We start from the raw sequence: 24,114 nt of genomic DNA on the forward strand, positions 1-24,114 counted from the left end.
TTGCCTAATTGATTTTGAATGATTTTTGGAAGTTTATTGCGCAGACGCGCCAATACAAGCAACTGCTTGACATACTTATTTAACGCAGTAATATCGCTTTTTAGTTGCGAAAGGCGGAATAAAATTTTGCTCACGACCTCCTCTTGTTTTTCTTTTCCGAAATCCGCTAAAACTGCCATAATAACTTCTTCGGCATGTTCAGATTCGATAAATTCTTTGTAGGAATAATCTCTAAAAGATTTTAATCGAAAACCTGTAAATATTTCCGAAGGCGCAAGGGTAGCACGCATATTGCTGGGCGTTTCACCTAAGTAATAAACAATTTGAATAATAGGTTTTTGATACTTTTTTTGTAAAATGGCATAATATTCTTGCATACGAAGTAGCATATTTGGCTCATCTCTTGCCTGAAATTCTAAGTGCAGGATAAATTCTTTTTCGTCTTGGGTGGTGATAAAAATTAGAAAATCCGCCTCGCGTTCTAAGGTAGTTTGCAGCTTATCTTTTAATAAATCATATTTTTTGATATGAAAACCCAACTGTCTTTCTGAAAACTGCAAGACGTATCCTAAGATATTTTCCTTTAAAATTTTATCGTAAAGATTTTGCTCTTTTTGATTAGGTTTTTCGTCTTTCATATTAAACTTTCCACAGATAGAAGTAGCGAAAATATCAATAAAGGTAGAGAAAATTTTGTTCTCTTGTTCTGCACTTAGGAGCGTTTTTCTTTTTCCTCTTTGAGGTACGCCTTGATTTTGAGAGCCAGCACTTCATTGATACGGCGATAGGATTGGTGCGTCCAGCCTGCTACGTGTGGAGTTAGAATTACGTCGGGGCGTTCGAAAAGGGCTTGGTAGCTTTTCTTTTGTGCAGGTGTGAGGCGTTCCAACTGTTCATTCTCTAAAACATCTAAGGCAGCCCCTGCTACTTTTCCAAGTTCTAAGGCATTGAGAAGTGCCTGCGTATTCAAAATTTCCCCTCTTGCTGTGTTGATAAGAAAGATGGGCTTTCTAAATCCTGCCAAATAAGCGGCATTGACGCTATTTTTGTTTCGCTCATCAAGCGGAAAATGCAGGCTTACGATGTCCGCCTTCGCTTGTAGGGTAGGAAAATCTACTGCCTGCGCCCATTGTAGGCTTTGAGAAGTAAAGGCAGCCTCGTTTTTATCAAAGGCAAGCACCTTTGTACCAAAACCGCTCAACTTACGGGCTAAGGTCTGTCCCATGTTTCCATAGCCGATAATGCCCACCGTTTGACTACCCAACTCGATACCACGATTTGCCTCTCTCTGCCAAAGGTATTGGCGCACCTGCTTATCTGCCGCCACAATTTTGTGCAAAAGGGCAAGCATCAGACCAATGGTATGTTCGGCGACGGCATCACGATTTCCCTCTGGCGCGTGCAAGAGTTTGATGTTGCGAGCAGCCAAATAAGAGAGGTCTATTTCGTCCAGACCTGCCCCTGCACGTGCAATGAGGCGCAATTGAGGTGCTTTTTGAAGCACTCTTTCCGTCAGTTTGAGTTTGCTACGCAAGACCAAACCATCATACATTTTAAGCATATTTTCGGCTTCGGCAGGGCTTAGATACGGCTTGTAATCTATCTGCAAATCCAAATCGGGGGCAGCAAAAAGTTCTTCAAAGGAATGATGCAAGACATCGATGATAAGGATTTTGAAAGGCATAAGGGTAGGAAATGTAAAGGAAAGAAGGGGAAAAAGAGTAGCCTCCCCTACAAAGATGCAAAAACTTTTCCTAAAAAGCGGGGCTATGCTTCGTTTTTTTTGTGCGAAAAGCCCTATTTTTGTAAGACCTCCCCTTGCACTCTGACAAAGGGCAAACCATAGGGCGCATTTTATCTTACCTCTGTCCCTTTTTTGATATGCTCAACCGTTCTCTTGCCCAAAAACGTATCGGCAGCTACCCCTATCTTAGCGTACTTATCAATATCAGCCTTGCACTAACCATTACGGGCATTTTGGTCTTGCTTTGGCTCTACGCCCAAGCCTTTTCTACCAAAACCCAAGAAAACATAGAAGTAGAACTCTACCTACGACGCGATATTAGCTCGAAAGAACGGCTTTCTATCCAACAAAGTTTGGCGCAAAAAAACTTTATCGCACAAGACGCAAAAGGAAAAGCGCGGATTCGTTTTGTTTCCAAAGAAGAAGCCGCCAAACTCCTGACGCAAGAAGTAGGAAAGGATTTTGTTCAGATTATCGGACAAAACCCCCTGCCCGACGTTTTTTATATCAATTTGAAACAGGAATATTACCAAAAATCGCGCATAGAGCCTATCAAAGCCGAGTTGGAAGCCATCGAAGGCGTGATAGAAGTAGGCTACAAAGAGCGGTATGTGCTTGAAATTCAGCGAAATTTGCGCATCATCAGCCTTATTTTTATCTGTTTTGCTGTGGCATATTTTGTGGCTGCCATCGTGCTTATCAATAACGCCATTCGCTTGGCTCTCTTTTCGCAACGCTTTCTAATACGCAGCATGCAATTAGTGGGCGCAACTGCCGATTTTATCAAAAGACCCTTTGTGATACGCGCCTTTTGGCAGGGACTTATCAGTGCCGCCATTGCCACAACGCTGGTAGTGCTGCTTATGCAAATTGTTTTTGTGTGGATAGCCGATTTGGAGGTGCTGCACCAAAGTTATTACTATTTGTATGTCTTTTTGGTCTTGCTTTTGGTCGGAATTAGCGTCAATGTGGCGAGTGCCTATTGGGTCTGTGGCAAATATTTGAAGATGTCCTTAGACGATTTGTATTAAAATTGGCAAAATCTTTTGTGATTGCAAAGGCATTACTACCAAAGAAACAAACGAAAATCTCATGCCAAAATCAAAAGCGAATACGCAATCTTTGGGCAAAGAAGGCGAGGCGCGTGCCTTGTCGTTTTTGTTGGAAAAAGGCTATAAATTGGTTGCGCAAAACTTTCGCGCTGGGCGCGGCGAAATAGATTTGATAGTTTGCAAGGGCGAAATCTTAGCTTTTGTGGAAGTGAAGCAGCGCAAAAATGACGACTTCGGCAATCCAGAAGCCTTTGTCAGTGCCAAACAAGTGGACAAAATCCTACAAACCGCCGAAACTTTCCTCGAACAAAACCCTTGGCAGGGGGCTATCCGCTTCGACATCTTAGCCATTCTAACCGAAAAAAACGAACTCCTGCATCTTGAAGATGCTTTCTAAATGCTTATGCTCACCGATACTTGGGTTATTGCACAATTATTAGGACAATTTTGCTTACTGCTTTTGGCATCAGTGGCACTCTTTTGGTCGGTGCGCCTTGTTTTCAGTTGGCAGCAAGGCAGCACCTCGCCCCTACAAATTGCTTTGGAAAAACGTACTTATTTGGTCAGTGCGATTCTCGAAATGCTCATGCTGCTCCAAATGCTTTTGGTCGTGATTTATCTGGTTACGCTCAACGAACACTTGCCCGCCCTACTCAAAGGGGCAATGTGCGCCGAAGGCTCTTTGGCTGCCAATGACTACGGCAAGCCTGCTTTTATTTTAAAAATCAGCTCTTTTATAGGTTCTCTTTTTTTCTATCTTTTAAATCATTTAGACCAAAAAGACCCTGCCTCTGCGCTCACACCACGCAAGTATTGGGTGCTTTTTATGATTTTACCACTGCTTTTTTTAGATTTTACAACTACTTTTTTGTACTATGCCAACATAGACCCGCAAGTCATTACCACTTGCTGTAGTGTCAATCTTTTTGAAAAGCGACTCAATCCGCATCAATTTTTAGAAGCCTCTGCCTTGACAGAAAAGGCAGTCTGGACATTCTACGCACTTATTCTCTTACAGACTTTTTTGGTCTTGCTGCTAAAAAAAATCATAAAGAAAAAAGGATTTATTTTATTTTGGTTACTGCTTTTGGTAGTTTATACCTTTGTAGGGGTGCATAGCCTCGAAAATCATTTTGTAAAATACATCTACGGACTGCCTTCTCATCTTTGCCTCTACGATACCTTTTTAGGGCATTATCACTACGTTGGCTACGCACTTACGAGCGGTTATTTGATGCTATGGGTATCGCTTTTGTGGCTTTTTTTAGTTTGTTTTTTTGGAAAAAAAATAGGGTATCAAATTCCTTATCGCAAGCTACAATTTTGGCTTTTATGGGGGCTTCTGCTAAGTGGCGTGCTGCCTTCGCTATATGAATGGTTTTGGGAAGGGAAATTGTAGCAAAAGACACAAGAAAATTGCTTTTTTTATTTTTAAAAAAGTTTTATTTATTTAGCAAAATTTTAATTTCTATTACCATTTGTAAATTCACGCCGCCCGAAGGAAAGATAAAAACGGCGCGGTTTTCCAATTCCATCAGGTTTTCGGTTAGGGTCTTGATTTGGAAAGTTTCGGTAGTCTTTCGGTTGTTTCTGCCAATTTGAAGCGCAATTCCTTCGTCTAAAAGTGCGCCTTCGAGATAAATTTTGGGTATTTGCTCCCCATTTTGCGCCTGAAACTGCCAAACATTTTCTACGCCTATCTCTTCCTGAAAAAAAGTGTAAGTGCCGCCCGAAGTGCCTTGCAGGGTGAAAAGCATTTCGCCTTCTTCTATGGTTTCGATATTATTAAAATTTGCTAACTCTATTTCCGTATGATACCTTTGCACCTGCCACCTGCCTTCGAGCAGATTTGCCCAATTCTGGTTCGGATTCGCTGGCTCATCTTTACAAGAAAAAAGCAACCCCAAAGCCAATAACACCCAAAGATGTCTGCATAGATGCGTAAAAATAAATTCCATCGCTTTTAAAAATTAGAACATAGCTAAAATAAGCGCAAATTTACACAAAAAAAATGAATAGGGCAAACTACTTTTGATTAGATTTTCTGTGCCGCTAATTCAAAAGGCTTCCAACCCAATTTCGAGCTTGAAAAATGATTTTGCTTCAATCAAATTTCAAAGAGGACAATGCCTTGTCCCTGCATTTGCATTTGATTTTTAGAATTTAACATCACTACCTTTTACTCTCCTTTGTAGCGCACATCGAGGCTAAAATTTTCGGGAAATTTGGGCGTGATGGTCTTGTAAAAATCCATAATCTGGCGCATATCAGCCGCTATGTCATCAGAAGGGTAGATAATTTTACCCAATCCTGCCTCCTTTCGCGCGTAGTCCATGTAGCCTAAGGCAATCGGCACGCCTGCCATTTTCGCGACATGATAAAATCCCATCTTCCATTCCTTTACCACCGAGCGCGTGCCTTCGGGCGTAACGACGATACAGAGTTGCTCGTGTTCTTCAAAAAGACGCGCCATTGCCTCGACCGTAGAGGGGCGTTGTTCGCCTTCTTTGCGCGGACTTCTATCTATGCCGATAGCACCCAAAGATTTGAGAATCCCACCGAAAGGCGGCTTGAGCCATTCTTTTTTGATGGTAAAACGCCATTTAATTCCCATCATATCAAAACAAGCAATGGTATAAATTGCGTCCCAATTTGTAGTATGTGGAACGGCAATCATGACACAACGCTTGGCGGCATCAGGTACAGGAATAAGTCCCGCAGTTTTCCAACCGCGCAAACGAAATATTAGACGACAAAAGGCAACGAACATAGCGCAAAAGAGGAAGAAGGTAAGGAAAGACGCATCTAAAAAGATTTCTCTTTAAAAGGATTTTGAAAACGCCTGCAAATTACGCATTTTTTAAGAAAAAATTATCGCCAACCGCGCCTGCTCGTGAGCAAAGGCAGAGAATAAGCTACATCAAGCGAAAAAATAGAGTGAGGCACGCGAAAAGCGGCATTATTGAAAACCGACCGCCTGCCAAAACGGTGACGGAGATTGACCTGTAGCCACTGCCAAGCCCCGAAAGTACGCCGAAAGCCCACACCCAGCATCAGGTGATAATCCCAGCGAAAAACAAAAGGGCGTGCGTCAAATTCTTTATCAAAAGTAGCCCAAGTATTGTAGCCTACGCCCAAACCCGTTTGCGCCTGCCACCGAAAATATTGTCCAAAAAAGAGGTAGTGCAGGGCAGTAACGCTCTCGATGTAGTCGGCACGAAAGGTGAAGCGTGTGCCTTGAAAGCCCATCTTTGCCCCTGCGGAAAGATAGCGCAGTTCCTGCTGAATCGCCCAGTTGTCTTTGAATTGGTACATCAGAAAAGTCCCCGAAGCGGCAGAAAGTTTGCGCTTATTGTCTAAATTGGCAACCTTGCTATAAGTCAGCCCTCCGACAAGCCCCCAAGAGAGCCTTTGCGCCCGAAGCGAGAGGCTGAAAAAAAAACTGCTTGTATAGATTATCCAAAAAAGCCAAATTGTTATTTTTTTGAACTTTTTGCGTGTAGAAAAAGCCTGCGGTAAAAAAGTGGTCATCTCATGGGTCTGTGGTCTTGGGAAAGTAGTTTTTTTTGAAAAATGGTATAAAGTCTGTTTTATTATTTTTATTGATGCTTACAATTTAAGCCAAAATATAAAGCAGCATTTAGGCTATTGTAATTGTTAGCGATTATTTTGAAGTGTAGTTTTGGAAAAAGGAGCAGCACACAATTAGCACTTAGAAATTAGAAAACATGGTAAGGCGTGCTTGCATGCGCGGACGCTCGCCCAAAGGCACAATTACGATAATGGTCGTATTGATAGTTTCACCATTGCGCAAAGCAAAACCCGCATGCACGTTTTCGGTACGTGTAACATCTTTGCCCTCTGCATTTTTTTCTGTCCTGCGGATAGGAATGAAAAATTGGGGCGCACGCAAGTTTGCACTACGCGAGGTAAGTCTTTTGCCTGTGGCGTTGGTGCAATCGAAGACGGCGAAAACATCAGGCGCATTTCCACTCATGGAAGTATTGACGACGTTGTCGTTGAGCAAGACGATTTTAGAACAACCGCTTCGATTGGTCATATAAAGCGTAATTTCATAACGCTCCATCTCTTCCCTTCCTACGTCTTGTCGGCGTGCGTTGGTGATATTATAGCCCAACTCTATCCCCTCTACTTGTGCAGGGGCATTTTCGCCAATCATAATCGTTCCCTGCGCCCAAAGGTTAGTCGTGCAAAGGATTGCAAAAAAGAAGAACAGAGAGCCTACTGTTTTTTTCATGGTTTTAAAAATCAGGATAAAAGAATAAAGAGAAAAAAGAAAATAAAAGAAAGTGGCTTTTTTAGCAAGCCCCTTAAAGATTTGGGTTAGAAATACCCAAATATCATTCCATTTGTATTCCATAAAAAGGGCGCAATCGGGATAAAGCCAAACTTTCTACCTTTTCGTGCAGTCGCTTGTCGGGAAATTTGGTAAAAATAGGCATCTTTGCGACGAGTTTTATCATTTTTATTATGCTGGTACAAATCCTGACTCTTATCCGCAAGGAGTTTCTGTTGGAATATCGCCAAAAATCGGCGTTGAGTGGTGTCTTGCTCTATTTGAGTTCGACTATCTTTGTCTGCTACCTTAGTTTTAGTATGGGAAAAAATGCCCTGCACCCAATTACTTGGAACGCCCTTCTGTGGATAATCCTGCTTTTTATTTCTGCCAATGCGATTGGAAAAAGTTTTTTGCAGGAGCGCGAAGGCAGGCTGATGTACTTCTACACACTCTTTCGTCCAGAGGTTCTGATTTTGGCAAAAATGCTCTACAATGCCGTCCTGATGTTTGGTATTGGCGGCTTAGGCTTTCTGATGTACGCCTTAGTGTTGGGCAATCCGATTGCAGATATGGGTCTTTTCGTATTGATTTTGGCATTAGGCGCAATAGGCTTGGGCTTTTCCCTAACTTTTATCGCCTCCATTGCGGCACAGGCACAAAATAGTGCTACCTTGATGGCAGTTTTGGGTTTTCCCATTACCCTGCCGCTGCTACTGCTACTGATTCGCCTTTCCAAAAATGCGTTAGATGGCTTGGCATGGTCGGTTAGTTATGATAAACTCCTGATGGTCGGCTTGATAGACCTGCTTTGTTTGGCGTTGGGCTATCTTCTTTTTCCCTACATCTGGCGCAGTTAGCAAAAAAATACCGTTCCTATTGAGAACGGTATTTTTTTGTGCTTTTGGTGGTGCTTTGCTTAGGATTTTGTTGCAAAGCCAAAAACTACGAACCCTTCACTTTTTGGGTAGGATTCGCTTTGACCACTACCTCTACGGGAGCTTTCTGCTTTTCCACTTCGGCATGGCGTTTTGCCCCATCTACGGCAATATGTGGCGCAATGATAAGCGAAACAATCGACATGAGTTTGATGAGGATATTCATAGAAGGACCCGAAGTATCTTTGAAAGGGTCGCCTACGGTATCGCCCGTAACAGAGGCTTTGTGCGGTTCAGAGCCTTTGAAGTAGGTTTTACCATCGATATCAACTCCTTTTTCAAAAGACTTCTTGGCATTATCCCACGCGCCGCCTGCATTGGATTGGAACATTGCCATCAAGACCCCCGAAACGGTAACGCCAGCCAAAAGTCCGCCCAAAATTTCGGCAGAACTTGCATCAGGAAAGACTCCTTTGAAGCCAAAACCTACCACAAGGGGCGTGATAATCGCAATCGCACCGGGTAGCATCATTTCGCGAATGGCGGCTTTGGTAGAAATTTCTACACAACGGTCGTATTCAGGCTGCCCTGTGCCGTCCATGATGCCTTTGATTTCGCGAAACTGACGGCGCACTTCCTTTACCATATCCATTGCCGCCTTTCCTACCGCCGAAATTGCTAAGGCAGAGAAAATAAAGGGAATCATAGCTCCAACTAATAAGCCTGCCAAAACAGGGGCTTTGTAAATATCTATCGCACTGATTCCTGCCAAGCCTACAAAAGCGGCAAAAAGTGCCAAAGAGGTAAGGGCAGCCGAAGCAATGGCAAAGCCTTTTCCTATCGCCGCCGTCGTGTTGCCTGCTGCATCTAAGATGTCGGTACGCTCGCGCACTTCTTTGGGAAGGTGGCTCATTTCGGCAATCCCCCCTGCATTGTCGGCAATGGGACCGAAGGCATCAATGGCTAATTGCATGCCCGTTGTCGCCATCATACCTGCCGCCGCCATCGCTACGCCATACAAACCTGCTACGCTATAAGCCCCTACAATCCCTGCCGCCAAGACAATAATCGGCATTGTAGTAGATTTCATACCCACAGCCAAACCAGCAATGATGTTCGTTGCTGCACCCGTAGAAGATTGTTGTATGATAGAATTGACAGGGGCTTTTCCCATCGAGCAGTAGTATTCTGTTATCAAAGACATCAAAGCCCCTACAATTAGACCGATAAAGACAGCCCAAAAGACTCCCAAGTTGGTAAAATCATAGCCGCGCAACTGCAAATTAGGGGGCAACATCCACATAATGAGGAAATAAGCCGCCACTGCCGTCAATACAATCGAAGCCCAGTTGCCGATATTGAGTGCGCCCTGCACATTGCCGCCTTCTTTGACGCGCACAAAGAGCATGCCGACCATAGAAAATATCGCCCCTACGCCTGCTACCATCATAGGCAGTAAAATAGGCGAAAGTCCGTTAAATTCGTCTATCACTTTCATTTCGCTACCCAAGACCATCGCCGCCAAAATCGTCGCGACATAAGAGCCAAAAAGGTCTGCCCCCATGCCTGCTACGTCGCCTACGTTATCGCCTACGTTATCGGCAATCGTGGCAGGATTGCGAGGGTCATCTTCGGGAATACCAGCTTCTACTTTTCCTACCAAATCCGCCCCTACGTCGGCAGCTTTGGTATAAATGCCGCCCCCTACACGCGCAAAAAGGGCAATGCTTTCCGCCCCCAAAGAGAAGCCTGTCAAGACTTCAAGCGCACGCTCCATCTCTAATCCTGTAACGGCTGCACCTGTGCTTTTTACAAAGAGCCAATAAAAGACGATAAAAAGCGACCCCACGCCCAAGACTGCCAAGCCTGCTACGCCCATGCCCATCACTGCGCCCCCAGTAAAGGAAACTTTCAAGGCTTGTGAAAGACTTGTTTTGGCGGCTTCTGCCGTCCTGACGTTGGCTTTTGTTGCGATTCGCATGCCGATAAAGCCTGCTAAGGCAGAAAATACCGCGCCTATTACAAAAGAAGCCACCACTAAGGGGTGCGAATTTTCACCTGTATAGCCCAAATAGAATAAGCCCACGCTGGCAAGGGCAACAAAGCCTGCCAATACCTTGTACTCGGCTTTCAGAAAAGCCATCGCGCCTTCGGCGATATAGCGTGCAATGGTTGTCATGCGCTCGTCGCCTGCGGCTTGCTTGCTCACCCAAGCCGATTGTAGAGCCGTATAAAGGAGGGCTACTACCCCGAAGAGTGGCACTAAGTAGATAATGTTTTCCATGTAGGATTGAGAAGTGTTTGGTGTGAAATGTGTAAAATTTGGAATGATAGAACCGCTTGTGTTTTTTGTTTGGCAAAATTAGCCCCTTTTGCGAATTTTCAAAATCAAAAGCCCTAAAAAGCAAATTTTTTACACAAAGAACCCTTTTTGATGCCAAAAAAGTAGGAAAGCCGTCTTTTTTATAGACACAAAAAACCTTGTCGGCGCAAAAGCCCTACAAGGTTTTGGTCTAAACTTTCAAAGCAGGCAAAACCGCGCTTTTCCCCAATGATATTAAGTGCTGCAAAAAGCCTTGTTTTGTCAAATTTGAAACGAAATAAAATTTGGATTAAACCCTAAGGGTCTTGCAGACCCTTAGGGTTTAGCCATTTGCGTCTAACTTTTAAAATCAGACAAGACTGCGCTTTTCCCTACAAAGGTGTAATTTTTTCAGGCATGCGCTGTGCTATCAGCCCTGCCGAAAATAGGGTAAGCAAGGCGATAGTTAAAATTGCTACTTCAATACCGAAAGCATCTGCCATCAGACCCGAAAGAATTGCACCAAAAGCATAACCTAAGTCGCGCCATAGGCGAAAAGTGCCAATGCTTTCTGCTCGCTGTGTAGGGGCAGTTGCCGCCGCAATCGTAGCCAAAAAAGTAGGATACACTAAGGCAGTACCGAAGCCCAAAAGAGCCGAAAGCCCCATAAGGGTGTAGAAATGCGTAACGTAGGGGAGCGGCAAAATGGCAATTCCTTGTAGTGCCATGCCCCAAAAAAGCATCTTCTTTTTAGAAAAATGGTCAGACATTTTGCCTGTAAAAAGCTGTCCGATACCCCAAACCGTTGGGTAAGTGGCGGTAATGATGCCTATGTTTTCGTTGTCGTATTGGAATGAAAAAAGTAGAAGGGGCAGCAATCCCCAAATCATGCCATCATTGAGGTTATTGATAAGCCCTGCTTGCGTAACCGAACTCAATGTTTTGTTGTGAAAAGTCGTATCCCAAAAGACGCGCTCTAATGGAACATTTGCGCTGCTTTGGGCTTCCTTTTTGGTGAAAATGCGTGTGTCTTTTATCCAAAAAAGCGTCAGAAAAAATCCGACCACCGAAATAAAAATGCCAACATAAAAAGGATAGGGCAGCACCCCATAACGATTGGCGAGGTAGCCCGTCAGGAAAGCCACTACGCCCACCGCCAGATAACCCGCAAATTCGTTTAGTCCCATTGCCAAGCCTCTATCTTTTTCGCCTACCAAATCAATTTTCATGACTACCGTACTGCTCCACGTCAAGCCCTGCGCCATGCCCAAAAGCACGTTGGCAGCAATGACCCAAGCCCAAGAAGGCGCGTAAAGTAGCAAAAAAGGCACAGGAATTGTCAGTAGCCAGCCCAAAAGTAGCAAATTGCGCCGCCCCAAACGGTTTGCCAATCTGCCTGTGTAATAGTTGGCAATGGCTTTGCTGATACCAAAGGCGGTAATAAAAGAAAGCACCGCCGTTTTGGAAGATACCCCAAACTGACTTTCCGCAAACTGCGGAAAAATGCTGCGCTCCATGCCGACCATGCCACCTACTAAGGCATTGACCAGCACCAAAAGAACAAACTGTTGCCAATTTTCTTTTAAGCCAAGTTTTATTTCTTTCATTTTTATACAAAAAAAACTACTCTTTTTCTACTACAAAAATCATACGTTCCGACTCCTTTTCTCGATATGGTTTTAAATCATAACTGCCCAAAACTTCTAAGACCTTCAAACCTGCGCTCTGAAAATATCGCTCAAAATCAGCCTTTGAAATCGCACGCACACGCTCCTCGAAATGAAAATCGCGCCCTTGTGTTTTGAAATCTATGCTTTTGATGATATACTGATTTTTTAATCGCTTTTGTATCTGAAAAGCAATATCGCCCCGTTCTACCGTCGTTTGTGGCACTAATTGGGCTATTACTTGGGGGGTGTTGAAAAAATCTAAGACCAATTTACCGCCTTTTTTTAGGTTTTGTGCCACATTTTGCAGGGCTTTCAAATGGTCGGATTCTGTTTCGAAATAGCCAAAACTTGTAAAAAGATTGAGGATAAAATCAAAGGGCTGATGGTGAAACGTATCGCGCATATCTTGACGATAGAAGTGCAAGCGTTCATTTTCAAACTGCCGCGCATAGCGAATACTCGAATCGGAAAGGTCTATACCGACTACTTGATAGCCTTTTTGGTTGAGATAAATCGCATGCCGCCCTTTGCCACAGGCTAAATCGAGAATAAGGTGCTGCGGCTCTATTTTTAAATAGTTGCAGAGGTTGTCTATCCAAAAACGCGCCTCCCTTTCATCTCTATTTTGGTACAAAAGGTGGTAATAAGGCGAATCAAACCATTCTGCAAACCATTCTTTTAAAGGCATTTTAAATCTGGTAAAAGGTACAAAATTTGTTTTAATTAAATTAAAAACTAACGCGGAAACGACGTAGTTACAACGGTGAAAACGTTAAATACACCCCGCCCCAAACCCCTCCCCCATAGGGAGGGGCTTTAATTTCACCTCAATTTTTTTCGCATAAATGCGAAGAAATTGATTTGGTTTTCGAACCCTCCCCTATGGGGGCAGTAATGTTAAGTTCTGCAAAAAGCCTTGTTTTGTCAAATTTGACACAAAATAAAATTTGGACTTAAACCCTAAGGGTCTTGAAGACCCTTAGGGTTTGGGGCATAGGACAAGTCAATGCCTTGTCCCTACATTTGCATTTGATTTTTAGAATTTAACATTACTGCCATAGGGCGGGGCTTTGATTCGGAATCATTTTTTTATATTTATGCAAAAAAATGATTTGGTTTTCGAACCCTCCCCTATGGGGGGAGGGCAGGGTGGGGGTTCAGCAGGCTGGTTCGAGGTGCATCATTCCAACCGTTGTAACAACACCATATAAGCCAAAAACCAGCCACCTATTAGGGTCTAATCGACCATTAACAGGGTCTGGTCTTGTTGGATTTTTTAGAAGTCGGTAGTGCGGAAGATAATCTCTTGCTCGCTTTTGTTGCCTAATTGGTCTTCTACCTCAATCAAAATCGTGTAGGAATTGTTCTTTTTGAAGCCGCTGATAGTACCCTGATAGGCTTTCTTTGGCTCGCCATTGATGCTGTAATAAATCGTTTGGCAGTCGGTTTGTCCGTCTTGCGCTCCTAAAAAGATTTTGGAATAAGAAGGGTAGGCATCACCTTCAATCGGAACGGTACTGAAATGATAGAAAAGCGAGGGCGGGTCTGCATCTACGCTAAATTCGGTTTTTATCAAATTTCGGTTATTGACATTATCATAACCAATAATTTCAAGCTCTTGTCTTCCCGATTGATTGATGGTAAAAGGACTGCTATAATCCACTTCTGCCCCTTCACCCACAGGCTTGTAGGTAATTTTTTGCAGCCCCGACTCGGAATCGGTGGCAGAAAGACGGATATTGGTCTTGGCACTGATAAAGGTCATGTTGCCTTTCTGAAAGGTCTTGCCCTCGTATTTGAAGCTAAGACGGGGACCCGTTAAATCTACATAAACGGCACTAACGTTGTGTTTGTACTCATCAAAACGTGCGCTGGTACTGCCCTCTACGCCCTCATTGCCTGCGTTGTCTTCGGCAAAGTAGCGAATGGTGTGCAAGCCCGATTTGCTGGGCAGATAGAAAGGTTGGTCGTATTGCTGAAATTCGCCGTTGTCAATCGAGTACCACGTCTGTTTTACCCCTGATTTGTTATCTACGGCAGTAAGTTTGAGCTTGGTTCTGCCCGAAAAATAGACTTGGTCGCCTACGATAAACCTATCTCCTAAAACATCTGCCGACATAATAGGTGCAGTTCTATCTAAATAAAAGCTAAAAAACTGTACTTCTTCTGTATTTTTCAAATGGTCAGTAGAATAAAATTGTAACGTATGATTGCCGTCCTTTAAAACCTGCAAAGGCAAGACGCTTTCAGGGCGATAATTTCGCCATTCCTGTTCATCAAAACGGTAGAGCGTTTGTGCCGTCCCGACGATATTATCCGTAACCTCTAAATAAATTTTGGTAGAAAGAGAAATTACCCCTGCTTCGGTAATACCCACGACATTGTAGATGCTTTCAGGCGGCGTAGTATCGATAACAAAAGTTTCTACCTTTTCTTTTTCCTTATTTCCTACCCTATCTATGGCATAGTAAAAAATCTGATTTTCACCCTCGCTGCTCAAATCTATCGCATTTTGATAAGATTCAAAGCCCTGACTTCCTACCTTAAAAAAGAGGTCTTCCACCCCCGACATCTGGTCTTGGGTAGAAAGGCTGACCTTCAAATCTCTGCCATAAAAGCGCGTCCCCGCTTTTGTGTATTTGTAAGGCGTTTCAAAAATGGCATTGCTATTGGGCGACAAGCCATCTCCATAAATCACATATTCGTATGTGTTTTGGGGGTCTAAGCCGTCATTGTGGCGAAAGGTATGTTTGCCATGTCCATCTAAAAAAATTGGCTCTACACTGACTTCTTTTTCTGCTACCTTCGTACCTGAAAGCGGCACACCTGCACCGTCGGGCGTAGTGGAAATACGTATATAAACGGGCAAATCCACGCGCTGGAAATAGCGTTGCTTTTCATCTACATAAAAACCTGCCTGTGAGCCACCTTGTACCTGTCCTTGTAGGTTCTGATGAAAAAGCAGCAACGCAAGTATTGTAAGCCCAAAACGAAAGTAATTTTTTTTCATACCAACCAAAATATTAGGTGAAAAAGGAAATAAACCCGATAAACCTCAAAAAAAGAGCGACCAATAAGCCGCCGCAAAGATAGCTTTTTTTCTTATTTTAGGAAATAAGAACGAAAGGGGCTACCAAGTAGAGAGGCACAAAATATTTCAAGACTACTCAAAATACTGCAACTCAGCAACAGACTCTATAAAATTAGCTTTCACGATAAAAACGTCATTTTTTTGATTGTTATTAGTATCTATTTTAGATATTTTATTATTTTTTATAGTAAAAACATTTGCTAAAATGCAGTATTTTTCTTTTATTTTATATTTTTCCTTTATGTATTTATTATTATAGTCGTTTATAGAAATTAAAAAATCTAAATATCCATCATTATTGTAATCTCCAAATGTATTAAGAGGAGTCATAAAATTAAAAATGCCGTATATAATATTTTCTTTTTCATTAGTAATATCTAAAACAAAATAATAAACAAAATTTTTTTTGTTAAAATTATTTGCGGAAAAAGAAACGATAATATAATTTCTTTTTTTAGTTTTACAAACAACAATTTTGTAGCTATCATTCATACTTATATCTATTTTTTTATCTATATTATAGAAATCATTTAAATCTTCAAAAAATAGTTTTTTTTCATTTAAAAAAATAGTAACATTTTCACTTTTTTTATTAAATTTTAAACTATACTCTTTTTTGTTAAAAAAAAACTTAACATTATTATTGTAAGATGAATCTGACTGATAAAAAAAAGTTTCTCTTTTTAAAGCTACCTCCTCTATTTTTGCATGACTTTTGGGATTGCCCGACTTTTCTGCAAAGACGCAAGTTAAAAAACTAATAAATAGAATTACTAATTTCATAATATTTTGGCTTTAAGCTACACTACCTTTATCCTGCCGCAAATATAAGAGAAGTTTTAATAAGGTGCAAATTTTGAATAGCGTATCTCAGTGAGTAACATTATTAAAATTAAAAAAATTATTTTATTTATCAAACTATTTATTTAATTTTTAAAACTATATTTATATAAAAATTAAAAATATATTTCTTTTCACAAAATTTAACACGACTACCACAATAAGCCCCATAGAAAACCCTTTAACTTTTTAGGTTGTCGAACTTTGCTTTCAAAAAGCACTCTTCAAGCCAAAATGAATCTTAGCCTGACTTAGCCCAAGGCTCTGAAATTGAGATTTTCCCATCGCATAGATAAAATGAAAAATGCCCGCGCGGGTCTGAAAGGTAAGCCCGCCACCAAAAGCCAAAGGCGACTCGTTGCCTATGTTCGTTTGCAAGCGACTCGCCTCAAAAAAAGCAAAAAGATAAGATTTAGACTCAAAATAAAGTCTGTATTCTGAAACAAATTGCGCATAATGGCGCACAAAAAAGCTATTTTCATTAAAACCTCTCAAATTTTGCAAGCCCCCCAAACGCAACAAATCAGTAGGGAAAAGATACGGATTTTCTAAAAAAGCACCCTTAGCAGCCAGAAGAAGCGTACCACCTCTACCAAGTGGCTGAAAAAATTGTAGCTCGCCTTCGCCCTGCCATTGGATAGAAAGTAATGCGATATTTTCATACAAATCTAAACTTGCTAAGGTAGTATCACGACTGACACGCTTATTGCCCACCCCAATCTCGGCTTTGAGGAGCCACCCCTTTTTTGGAAAAAAGGCGTTGTCCAAATTCTGCCAAGTGTAACCTACGCCAAATTGGGAAAATTGATTACTTAAATTATTTAAGTTGTCTGGAAGCGCATTTCGTTGTGGCAATCCTGTCGCATTCCTTTGATGATAAAAAACGTACCCTTTGCCCCAAGTGGCAGGGTATCCCAAAGCAAGGCGGCGCGTCAGGGTGCTAAAAGCCGAATCTTGCTGCAATAGTTCCAAACCTGCCACAATTTCAATCCCACTATTAAAAAAATCGGGGTGTGTATAGTGCGTTTTCAAGGTTTGTGCCTGCGGACGGAATCGCTGCCAATGAAAGAAAAGAGCCTTGCCGTCGCCAAAAGGATTTTGTAGGTGCAAGGTTGCCTGTCCTGTGAGCAGGGTGCGTGTTGGGCTATTGGGGGTGTTGGCAGCAAGATTTTGATTGGGTAAAAAGCCAATAAAGCCATCTATTTGGTTGCTCTTTTCCGCTTCTAAGTACAAAATTGTATAGGCTTTATCGGATTTAAAAAGCACTTCGGGGGCTTTTTTCAAGCGCAAATAAGGAAGATATTTTATCTTTTCGGTGATATTTTGAATTGCTTTTTCTTCATACAATTTGCCTTTTTCTATGCCCAAATAACGCTGCATAAAACGCTGTTTGAGTTTGGCATCTCCCCTAAGAATCAGACTATCAAAATAGATTTGTGTGCCTGCCACAAAGCGCAAACGCAGATGGACGGCATAAGCGAGCGAATCGGACAAAGGAGAATGGGGGGGTGAAAGACGAATAGAATCCGCCCAAGTTTGGGCAAAAGGATAGCCGCCATTTTGCGCCTTTTCCAAAAGCCAATCTTGCAAATTGCGCCACTGTTTCAAAGAGAGTCTAATTTTTTTGCTATTAGAAAAAACTTTTTTTGTATCTTTATTTTTTGTAAAATAAAAATCTTGTTGGAATTTTTTGCGAATTTCCTGCTGCAAACTTTCGGGCAAAAGATTTATTTCTATTTCACCCCAAAAAAAGGGACTGCCAAGCGAAATTTGGAGTTCGTACTGCCTTTGCCTTTCCTTCAAAAAACGATAGCGCGGCGTAAAAAAACCCTGCTGTTGAAGAAAAAAGTCAATCTTTTTTTGCTCTGTTTTGCAAAGTGAATCATAGTACAAAGCTATACTATCGCCTTCTTCTTGTGTAAAATTTTTGGGTTCGAATAATAGCCAAAGCGTATCTTTTCGGATTTCGAACCGCTTTTTTTGCCTATATTCTGCCTTGAAGCGCGAGAGCAAATCAGGGGTAAGACCGCTTACTTGCAGCCTCAAAAGGGAATCGCGCGTTTGCGCCCTAAGTGTAGGGGCAAAAGATAGCAGCCCAAGCCAGAGTATCAAAAAAAATAGCCCCTGCGCCTGCCCAAAATAAAAATCCAACGCCTTCCTCTCCTTTTTCATGTCCTTGTGGTTTAACAACGTACAAACTTTTTTAGCCTTTGAGAAAGCCCTTTCAGGCATTTTTTTTAGTGGGAAACCCTTATTAAAAGCCCTTTCAAGCGTGATTTTCAAGCCCTTAACAAAACGGGTGTAAGTTGTGTGAAAAAAATCAGAAAAAAAAACCAAAAAGCTGTAACCCTCCCTTTTATCTTGCGTATAAGAAGGCATATCTCATTTGCACTTTTTAATCCTTATTTCACTTTTTTTTATCCTTTTTTCGTGTATTTGACTTTTTTTTCGTCCATTTTTAGTATAGCTTTTGCTTTTTCTTAACTTTTCGTGCTATGTAACTTTTTTCAGCATTTCGCGTTTTTACTTTTGGAATTTGTATATTTTTAGGAAAATGACTTTTAGTTTTTATTTTTTAAGTCACCGAAATCTCACTACTTAGTGAATTTGGCGGCGCACTTTTCAACTTGTAGGGCTTTCGGCTCATATAAGTTTGCTCTTTTTCATTTTCTTTTTTAGGGAAACGCCCTATTTATTCTTTTTATACAGACAACTCATTTTTATACAATCCTACTTTTAGCTCAAATACTTTTACAATACGATTCACTTTTTAACCAAACACTTTCAAAATTCTTGCTTTTCAAAGCCTATAAGGGGGGGACAACGCCTTGTAGGTTTTTTTCTTTTCGAGCCTATCAGAAAAAGCCTTTTACAGAAAAACGCGAAATTCGTTCTTTTTTCGTTATTCCTCAAAAAAAGTTTGTTCAAATCCTACCTACCCATGACCCCATTGCGCCGTTTTTTTAGCCTTAGTTTGTTTTTTTTGTTGGTTGAGTCCCTCTTTTTTTCTTCGGCAAAGGGGCAAGATGTCGCCTTCGAGCTGGTGCATTTCTTTGAAATTCCCGCTCCTCACCTTGTCGATTGGGGTAGTAATCGCCTGCTTTTTGTGGCAGATAGCCAAGCGAATCTCAAAACTTTTGACATCGAGGGCAAAGAAATTCAATTTCTTTCCTCTCAAAGCCGTATTTTGCCTACCCTTTTATCGGCGCAAAACCACATTCGCCCTTTTCTTTTCTACCAAGAGGCACAACGCTACGCCTTTCTAAACCGTCAGCTCACCGAAATCGAGGACTACCCTTTGAGCGATTTTGAGGCACAAAATAGCGGAAATTTGGGTCTTGTGCGCCTGCTTGCGCCTGCCCTCGACAACGGACTTTGGGCAATAGACGAATCGGATTTTAGTCTGAAAAAGGTTTATTTAGACATAAAAAACCTAACGGTTTCTACGCCTCTTGCGCCCTTTTTGAAGGGCGAAGCCTTAGAAGTAGAGCAACTGCAAGCCTATCAAAATATGGTGTTTTTGGGTCTGAAATCGGGGCGCGTCCTTGTTTTTGATAACTTAGGCAACTTCAAAAAAGAAATACAAGCAGGCAGATTTTCCTTTTTTGGGGAGGAGATGATTTTTATAGAGAGCGAAAGGAACGCCCTAATTTGGCAGAATCTTTATACAAATGCAAAGAAAGAAATTGTTTTTCCTGCGGCACGCAAAATTTTATTTGCTTTTCAATCGGAAAACGACCTTATTTTGGTAGGAAAACAGTTGGTCTGGATTTATAGCCTACAAAAATAACAAATCGTGGGGCGTTGATATTGTAGCCCACACTTAGGCTATGGCGCGTTACATTTTGTACGAAATAAAATTTGGCTCAAATCTCATTTTTTGGCTGAAAACACTTTTTTTATTTCAATCTCACTGCGGACAAGGCAGTGCCTTGTCCCTACATTTCGAACCTAATTTTTAGATTAAAGCCACTCTGTATTTTGGGGCTGTATTTGGGTCAGAAAAAAGACCCAAAAAGGCTAATGCTTTTGGGTCTTTTTTTAGATTTTTACAACTTTTTGCAATTTTTTGGCTTAATCAAACCACCAAAGACGCAATTTATCTTAGTTGGTTTTCAAAAGACTTTCAGCCGCTTCGCCATCAATTACTTCACCTTCGAAGGTTACATTGATGACGCGCTGACTTTTGCTATTGGTATAAATGCTGATGAAATCTTTGCGTACTCCCGGCTCGCTGGGTGTGTAGATAATTTCCAAAATGCCACTTTCGCCCGGATTTACCGAAACTACTGCGCCGCCTTTGGTTACACAATTTTTGCACGAGGAGCTATAAACACTTTGCACCTGCAAAGGCGTTGCACCTGTGCTTTTGTACTTGATGCGTTGCGTAATAGGTTCGCCTTTTTTCATTTTGCCTAAGTTGAAAGTAGTTTTCTCCAACTCAATTTTAGAATCTTTGCTGGGGTCTACGACGGCATTTCCCTTGATAGTCAAGACTTTTGTTGGCTCGCTGGCATTTGAGGTAACAGTAATGCTTTTATTGAACTGCCCAGGACGACCTGCACTATTATAAACTGCCGTAATCGTGCCTTGCTTGCCCGGCATCACAGGCTCTTTCGTATAAGATGGCGTAGTACAGCCACAAGAGGCACGCACGCCGCTGATGATAATGGGGGCATTGCCAGTATTGGTGAAAGTAAAGACATGCTCCATTTGCTTGCCCTCATCAAAAGAGCCAAAGTCGTGTGTTTCGTTGTCAAACTTGATTTGACCTTGTGCAAAGGCAGCAAACGTGAAACAAAAGGCGAGCAAGGTAAAGAAAAGCTGTTTTTTCATATTGTTATGCTTTAAGCGTTTAGTGAATAGAAAAGAAAGATAACAAAGTATAATTTTTACAAAACTGGTAGCAAGAACTTGTAGGTACAATAAATTTTACAAGCAGCCAATAAGCACACTTAGCGTTTTCCAAAATCATGCCTAAGTGCTGCCCAAGGACTTTAAAAAAACAAAATTTGAAAAGATTGACTGCGAAATAACAAATTTTACTGCAACTTTGCAAATCCAAAGTAGCAAAAACGCCCCCAAGCGAGGGAATATCTGCCACATTTTGAGATATTTAACATTCTTACTGCTCTGCACTGTGCCGTTTTGCGCTCTATTCATTTGCTCCTCTTTTGCCCCTCTTACACATGAACGCTCCCGAATCGCCTCTCGATACCGCTACTTCGCCGCAGGAAGCGGCTTCTGCCACCATTCCGCCATTGGCTTGGCTTATTTTAGGCTTTCTCTCCCTTGTTTGGGGTAGCTCTTTTATCCTGATGAAGCGTGGCTTAGAGGTTTTTACGGCTACACAAGTGGGTGCAATTCGCATTTTCCTCGCCTTTCTTTTTTTCCTACCCTTTATCCTAACGCGGCTCAAAAGAATCAAGGGAAAAGATTGGCTCTATGTCTTTTTGTCAGGTCTTTTAGGCAATACGCTGCCTGCCTTTTTCTTTGCTACGGCACAAACCCAACTGCTAAGTTCTATTACGGGTATCCTCAATGCCTTGACTCCGCTTTTTACTGCCTTGGTTGCTGTCTGGTTTTTTGGCGAAAAGCTGCAAAAACTTCAACTCTTGGGGCTTGGCATTGCCCTTTCGGGGTCAGTTTTATTGAGCTTGGGCGAGGGTTTTGCACCTGAAAACCTCAATTTATACGTCCTTTTTGTAGTGGCGGCTACCCTCTGCTACGGCGTGAGCGTGAATTTGGTGCGCGAAAAATTGGGACACCTTTCACCCCTCACGATTGCGGCAGGGAGCTTTTTTACCGTCGGTTTGTGGGTAGGAATTTATCTTTTTTCGGCTACTAATTTTGTAGAAGTGTTGCAAACAGAAAGCCTAAAAGCCTATCGCGCAATGGGGTTTCTTGCCATTTTAGCCGTCTTGGGGAGTGCCATTTCGCTTATCCTTTTCAACCGTCTGATACAAATGACAAACGCCATTTTTGCCAGTATCGTAACCTACCTGATACCGATTGTAGCCCTCATTTGGGGACTTTTAGACGGCGAAAGTTTGGCGTGGGGGCATTATTTTGGCATGGGTCTGATTTTGGTCGGCGTTTATCTTTTGCGAAAGAAAGTAAAAAAATAAAGCAGTATTTACAAGACGATTACAAATTTATTTCAATCCTATCACAATCCTATCACAATCTTGCCCATGAATACTTTTGGTGAATATTTCCGCATCACAACCTTTGGCGAATCGCATGGCGAAGGCGTGGGTGTGGTCATCGATGGCTGCCCTGCCCTACTTCCCATAGACCTCGATTTTATTGTCCAAGAGATGAAACGCCGCCGCCCTGGTCAGTCGCATTTGGTTACGCCGCGCAAGGAGCAAGACCAAGTACGCATCTTGTCGGGCGTTTTCGAGGGCAAGACCACAGGCATGCCGCTCACCTTATTTATACCAAACGAAAATACCAAAAGCCACGATTACGACCATCTGGCGCAAAGTTTTCGCCCTTCTCATGCCGATTTTACCTACCAACAAAAATACGCGCATCGCGACCACAGAGGAGGCGGACGCAGTTCGGCGCGTGAAACGGCTGCAAGGGTAGCGGCAGGGGCTATTGCCAAACTTTTTCTAAGGCAGCATCAAATCCAGATACAAGGCTATGTGTCGCAGGTAGGAAATATTCGCCTTGAAAAATCCTATCAAGACTTAGATTTTTCACAAGCCGAAAACCTCATTCGCTGTCCCGACCCCGAAACGGCAAAGGCTATGATTGCGTTGATAGAAAAGATAAAAGAACAAGGCGATACCATTGGCGGCACTGTGAGCTGTGTAGTTCGCAATATGCCCGTTGGTTTGGGCGACCCCATTTATAGCAAGTTGCATGCCTTGTTGGGTTTTGCCATGTTGAGCATCAATGCCGTAAAGGGTTTTGACTATGGCAGCGGCTTTGCACATTTGCATCAAAAAGGCTCTGAACAGAATGATATTTTTGAACAAAGAGAAAACCAAATTCGCACCCAAACCAATCATTCGGGCGGCATACAAGGCGGTATTTCAAATGGCGAAGACCTTTATTTTAGAGTCGCCTTCAAACCTGTCGCAACGCTGATGCAGACGCAGGAAAGCGTCGATGTGCAAGGCAATCCCATCAAATTGGAGGGCAAAGGCAGGCACGACCCTTGTGTGTTGCCACGCGCTGTGCCAATAGTGGAAGCAATGGCGGCTTTGGTTTTAGCTGATAGGCTTTTGGCAAACCGCCTATCTCGCCTCTGAAAATAAAAAAACTGCCAATTTCTCTATTTTTTTGTGCAATGTTGCTTATTTTGGTGTCTTCCTACCAAAATAAAGGACATTATTAAGGACTTTCCATTTTTCTGCTTTCACTTTTCTGCTTTCACTTTTCCAAATTCTGATGCCATGAAAAAAAAGAGTTGCTTTTTATCTTTTCTATCTGTTTCACTTTTTTTAATTTTTACCCTCACGCCAACTTTTCTTTGGGGGCAGGAAAAGCAATCCGAGCCAAAAGAACCGAAGTTAGATAAAGTTTGGCTATTCAAAACAGGTATTGCCGCACAGTCGCGCCCTTTTTTCCCTACCGCAGGCGAATTGGGGCTTTCCCTTGTGCTTATCAAGCCGCGCCAAAAAGGAGGCGGCATGAAATTGGGCGTGTGGCACTATACAATTTTGGAAACCAGTCTTGCTTATCAGCGTGTAGAAGGTGAGGCGATTTTAAGCCCCCAAATAGGCGTAGGACGGCATCTTTTTGGCTACCTGCAAGTCAAAATCAACCTCCTAAACCACCTAAAAGCAGGCAAAAGCGATTGGCGATTGATGCCCGAAATCGGTATTTCAAATGGCACACTCGGAGCGACGGTAGGGTATCAAATTGCTCCCCTTGCCGCCGTTTTTCCTACACACGAACCTATAACGCGCTTTCGCTTGGCAGCTACTTTGCGCATACCGCTCAACCGCAGTTTTTGGTTCTATACCGAAGATTATCTATAAAAGATGATTTTGAAAATCATAAAATTTAGTTTTATTTGTTTTGAGTCTGAAAACGTTTTTTCAATCTAACTTCGAAAAAGGCAGTTTTTGGGATTTTATCGCCATAAAAACGGCATTTTGAAAAAAAAGAAGAAAAAAGCGAAAAAAGTTGGACAGCCGCGCAACTTTTTTTTTGTGGTTTCGGTATAAATACATAGATTTGCGATACATATAGAAACGATACAACAAGATACAATGCAAAGC

Annotated in this window: 21 protein-coding genes and 1 pseudogene; 8 read left to right on the forward strand and 14 right to left on the reverse strand. The window is 42.2% G+C overall.

From position 1 onward, the window contains the following. Positions 1-638 (reverse strand): annotated as a pseudogene (locus G500_RS26065) (hypothetical protein); the annotation flags it as partial. Positions 639-712: 74 nt separating this feature from the next. Further along, the gene (locus G500_RS0116525; protein ID WP_027003359.1) at positions 713-1,684 is read right to left on the reverse strand and encodes an NAD(P)-dependent oxidoreductase; all 972 of its coding nucleotides are present in this window, start codon (positions 1,682-1,684) and stop codon (positions 713-715) included. 197 nt (positions 1,685-1,881) lie between these two features. Here G500_RS0116525 and G500_RS0116535 point away from each other — a divergent pair, with 197 nt between their 5' ends. The 3 genes from G500_RS0116535 to G500_RS0116545 all read left to right on the forward strand — a co-directional run bounded on the left by G500_RS0116535 (position 1,882) and on the right by G500_RS0116545 (position 4,195). Next, the gene (locus G500_RS0116535; RefSeq protein ID WP_027003360.1) at positions 1,882-2,775 is read left to right on the forward strand and encodes a cell division protein FtsX; all 894 of its coding nucleotides are present in this window, start codon (positions 1,882-1,884) and stop codon (positions 2,773-2,775) included. 61 nt (positions 2,776-2,836) lie between these two features. Then, complete coding sequence (locus tag G500_RS0116540; RefSeq protein ID WP_027003361.1) at positions 2,837-3,193, forward strand: YraN family protein; 357 nt, start codon at positions 2,837-2,839, stop codon at positions 3,191-3,193. A gap of 6 nt (positions 3,194-3,199) precedes the next feature. Next, entirely contained in the window at positions 3,200-4,195 is a 996-nt protein-coding gene (locus G500_RS0116545) for a hypothetical protein (RefSeq protein ID WP_154657202.1), read from the forward strand. 43 nt (positions 4,196-4,238) lie between these two features. Here G500_RS0116545 and G500_RS0116550 read toward each other — a convergent pair whose 3' ends face one another. From G500_RS0116550 to G500_RS26505, 5 genes are all read right to left on the reverse strand, one after another. Continuing rightward, positions 4,239-4,754 carry a hypothetical protein gene (locus tag G500_RS0116550; RefSeq protein ID WP_027003363.1) on the reverse strand — a complete coding sequence of 172 codons (516 nt, stop codon included), beginning with the start codon at positions 4,752-4,754 and terminating at the stop codon, positions 4,239-4,241. Between the two features lie 221 nt (positions 4,755-4,975). Further along, positions 4,976-5,566: a 1-acyl-sn-glycerol-3-phosphate acyltransferase gene (locus G500_RS0116555; RefSeq protein WP_027003364.1), complete on the reverse strand. Its 591-nt coding sequence runs from the start codon at positions 5,564-5,566 to the stop codon at positions 4,976-4,978. A gap of 101 nt (positions 5,567-5,667) precedes the next feature. Beyond that, complete coding sequence (locus G500_RS0116560) at positions 5,668-6,327, reverse strand: outer membrane beta-barrel protein (protein WP_027003365.1); 660 nt, start codon at positions 6,325-6,327, stop codon at positions 5,668-5,670. Between the two features lie 181 nt (positions 6,328-6,508). Beyond that, positions 6,509-7,054 carry a hypothetical protein gene (locus G500_RS0116565; RefSeq protein WP_035757819.1) on the reverse strand — a complete coding sequence of 182 codons (546 nt, stop codon included), beginning with the start codon at positions 7,052-7,054 and terminating at the stop codon, positions 6,509-6,511. Between the two features lie 103 nt (positions 7,055-7,157). Next, the gene (locus G500_RS26505; RefSeq protein ID WP_281169340.1) at positions 7,158-7,280 is read right to left on the reverse strand and encodes a hypothetical protein; all 123 of its coding nucleotides are present in this window, start codon (positions 7,278-7,280) and stop codon (positions 7,158-7,160) included. A gap of 7 nt (positions 7,281-7,287) precedes the next feature. Between G500_RS26505 and G500_RS0116570 the strand changes: the two genes are divergently transcribed. Continuing rightward, positions 7,288-7,953: a heme exporter protein CcmB gene (locus G500_RS0116570; protein ID WP_211220169.1), complete on the forward strand. Its 666-nt coding sequence runs from the start codon at positions 7,288-7,290 to the stop codon at positions 7,951-7,953. An 85-nt stretch (positions 7,954-8,038) separates the two neighbouring features. On the opposite strand, the gene G500_RS23910 is transcribed toward G500_RS0116570, so the two are convergent. From G500_RS23910 to G500_RS0116605, 6 genes are all read right to left on the reverse strand, one after another. Continuing rightward, positions 8,039-10,255 (reverse strand): sodium-translocating pyrophosphatase, encoded by a 2,217-nt coding sequence (locus tag G500_RS23910; protein ID WP_035757769.1) that lies wholly within the window; start codon positions 10,253-10,255, stop codon positions 8,039-8,041. Positions 10,256-10,665: 410 nt separating this feature from the next. Continuing rightward, positions 10,666-11,880, reverse strand: a complete 1,215-nt coding sequence (locus G500_RS0116585) for an MFS transporter (protein ID WP_027003368.1) — start codon at positions 11,878-11,880, stop codon at positions 10,666-10,668. Positions 11,881-11,896: 16 nt separating this feature from the next. Further along, complete coding sequence (locus G500_RS0116590) at positions 11,897-12,631, reverse strand: class I SAM-dependent methyltransferase (protein ID WP_027003369.1); 735 nt, start codon at positions 12,629-12,631, stop codon at positions 11,897-11,899. A 588-nt stretch (positions 12,632-13,219) separates the two neighbouring features. After that, positions 13,220-14,953 carry an OmpL47-type beta-barrel domain-containing protein gene (locus G500_RS0116595; RefSeq protein ID WP_027003370.1) on the reverse strand — a complete coding sequence of 578 codons (1,734 nt, stop codon included), beginning with the start codon at positions 14,951-14,953 and terminating at the stop codon, positions 13,220-13,222. Between the two features lie 153 nt (positions 14,954-15,106). Then, positions 15,107-15,817: a hypothetical protein gene (locus G500_RS0116600; RefSeq protein ID WP_027003371.1), complete on the reverse strand. Its 711-nt coding sequence runs from the start codon at positions 15,815-15,817 to the stop codon at positions 15,107-15,109. Between the two features lie 267 nt (positions 15,818-16,084). Beyond that, positions 16,085-18,046 (reverse strand): BamA/TamA family outer membrane protein, encoded by a 1,962-nt coding sequence (locus G500_RS0116605; protein WP_027003372.1) that lies wholly within the window; start codon positions 18,044-18,046, stop codon positions 16,085-16,087. Between the two features lie 769 nt (positions 18,047-18,815). Between G500_RS0116605 and G500_RS0116625 the strand changes: the two genes are divergently transcribed. Then, the gene (locus G500_RS0116625) at positions 18,816-19,664 is read left to right on the forward strand and encodes a hypothetical protein (RefSeq protein WP_027003373.1); all 849 of its coding nucleotides are present in this window, start codon (positions 18,816-18,818) and stop codon (positions 19,662-19,664) included. Positions 19,665-19,978: 314 nt separating this feature from the next. Here the strand turns inward: G500_RS0116625 and G500_RS25545 are convergent, their stop codons facing one another. After that, positions 19,979-20,710, reverse strand: a complete 732-nt coding sequence (locus G500_RS25545; RefSeq protein ID WP_086047939.1) for a DUF1573 domain-containing protein — start codon at positions 20,708-20,710, stop codon at positions 19,979-19,981. A 353-nt stretch (positions 20,711-21,063) separates the two neighbouring features. On the opposite strand from G500_RS25545, the gene G500_RS0116640 reads away from it, so the two are divergent. The 3 genes from G500_RS0116640 to G500_RS0116650 all read left to right on the forward strand — a co-directional run bounded on the left by G500_RS0116640 (position 21,064) and on the right by G500_RS0116650 (position 23,871). Next, positions 21,064-22,002, forward strand: coding sequence for a DMT family transporter (locus tag G500_RS0116640; RefSeq protein WP_086047940.1), 939 nt, complete (start codon positions 21,064-21,066; stop codon positions 22,000-22,002). Positions 22,003-22,068: 66 nt separating this feature from the next. Next, positions 22,069-23,139 carry a chorismate synthase gene (gene aroC, locus G500_RS0116645; protein ID WP_027003376.1) on the forward strand — a complete coding sequence of 357 codons (1,071 nt, stop codon included), beginning with the start codon at positions 22,069-22,071 and terminating at the stop codon, positions 23,137-23,139. Positions 23,140-23,283: 144 nt separating this feature from the next. Then, a complete protein-coding gene (locus G500_RS0116650; protein ID WP_027003377.1) occupies positions 23,284-23,871 on the forward strand; it encodes a hypothetical protein in 588 nt (195 codons plus the stop codon). Positions 23,872-24,114 lie beyond the last annotated feature (243 nt).

This window comes from Hugenholtzia roseola DSM 9546, assembly GCF_000422585.1.
GTDB lineage: Bacteria > Bacteroidota > Bacteroidia > Cytophagales > Bernardetiaceae > Hugenholtzia > Hugenholtzia roseola.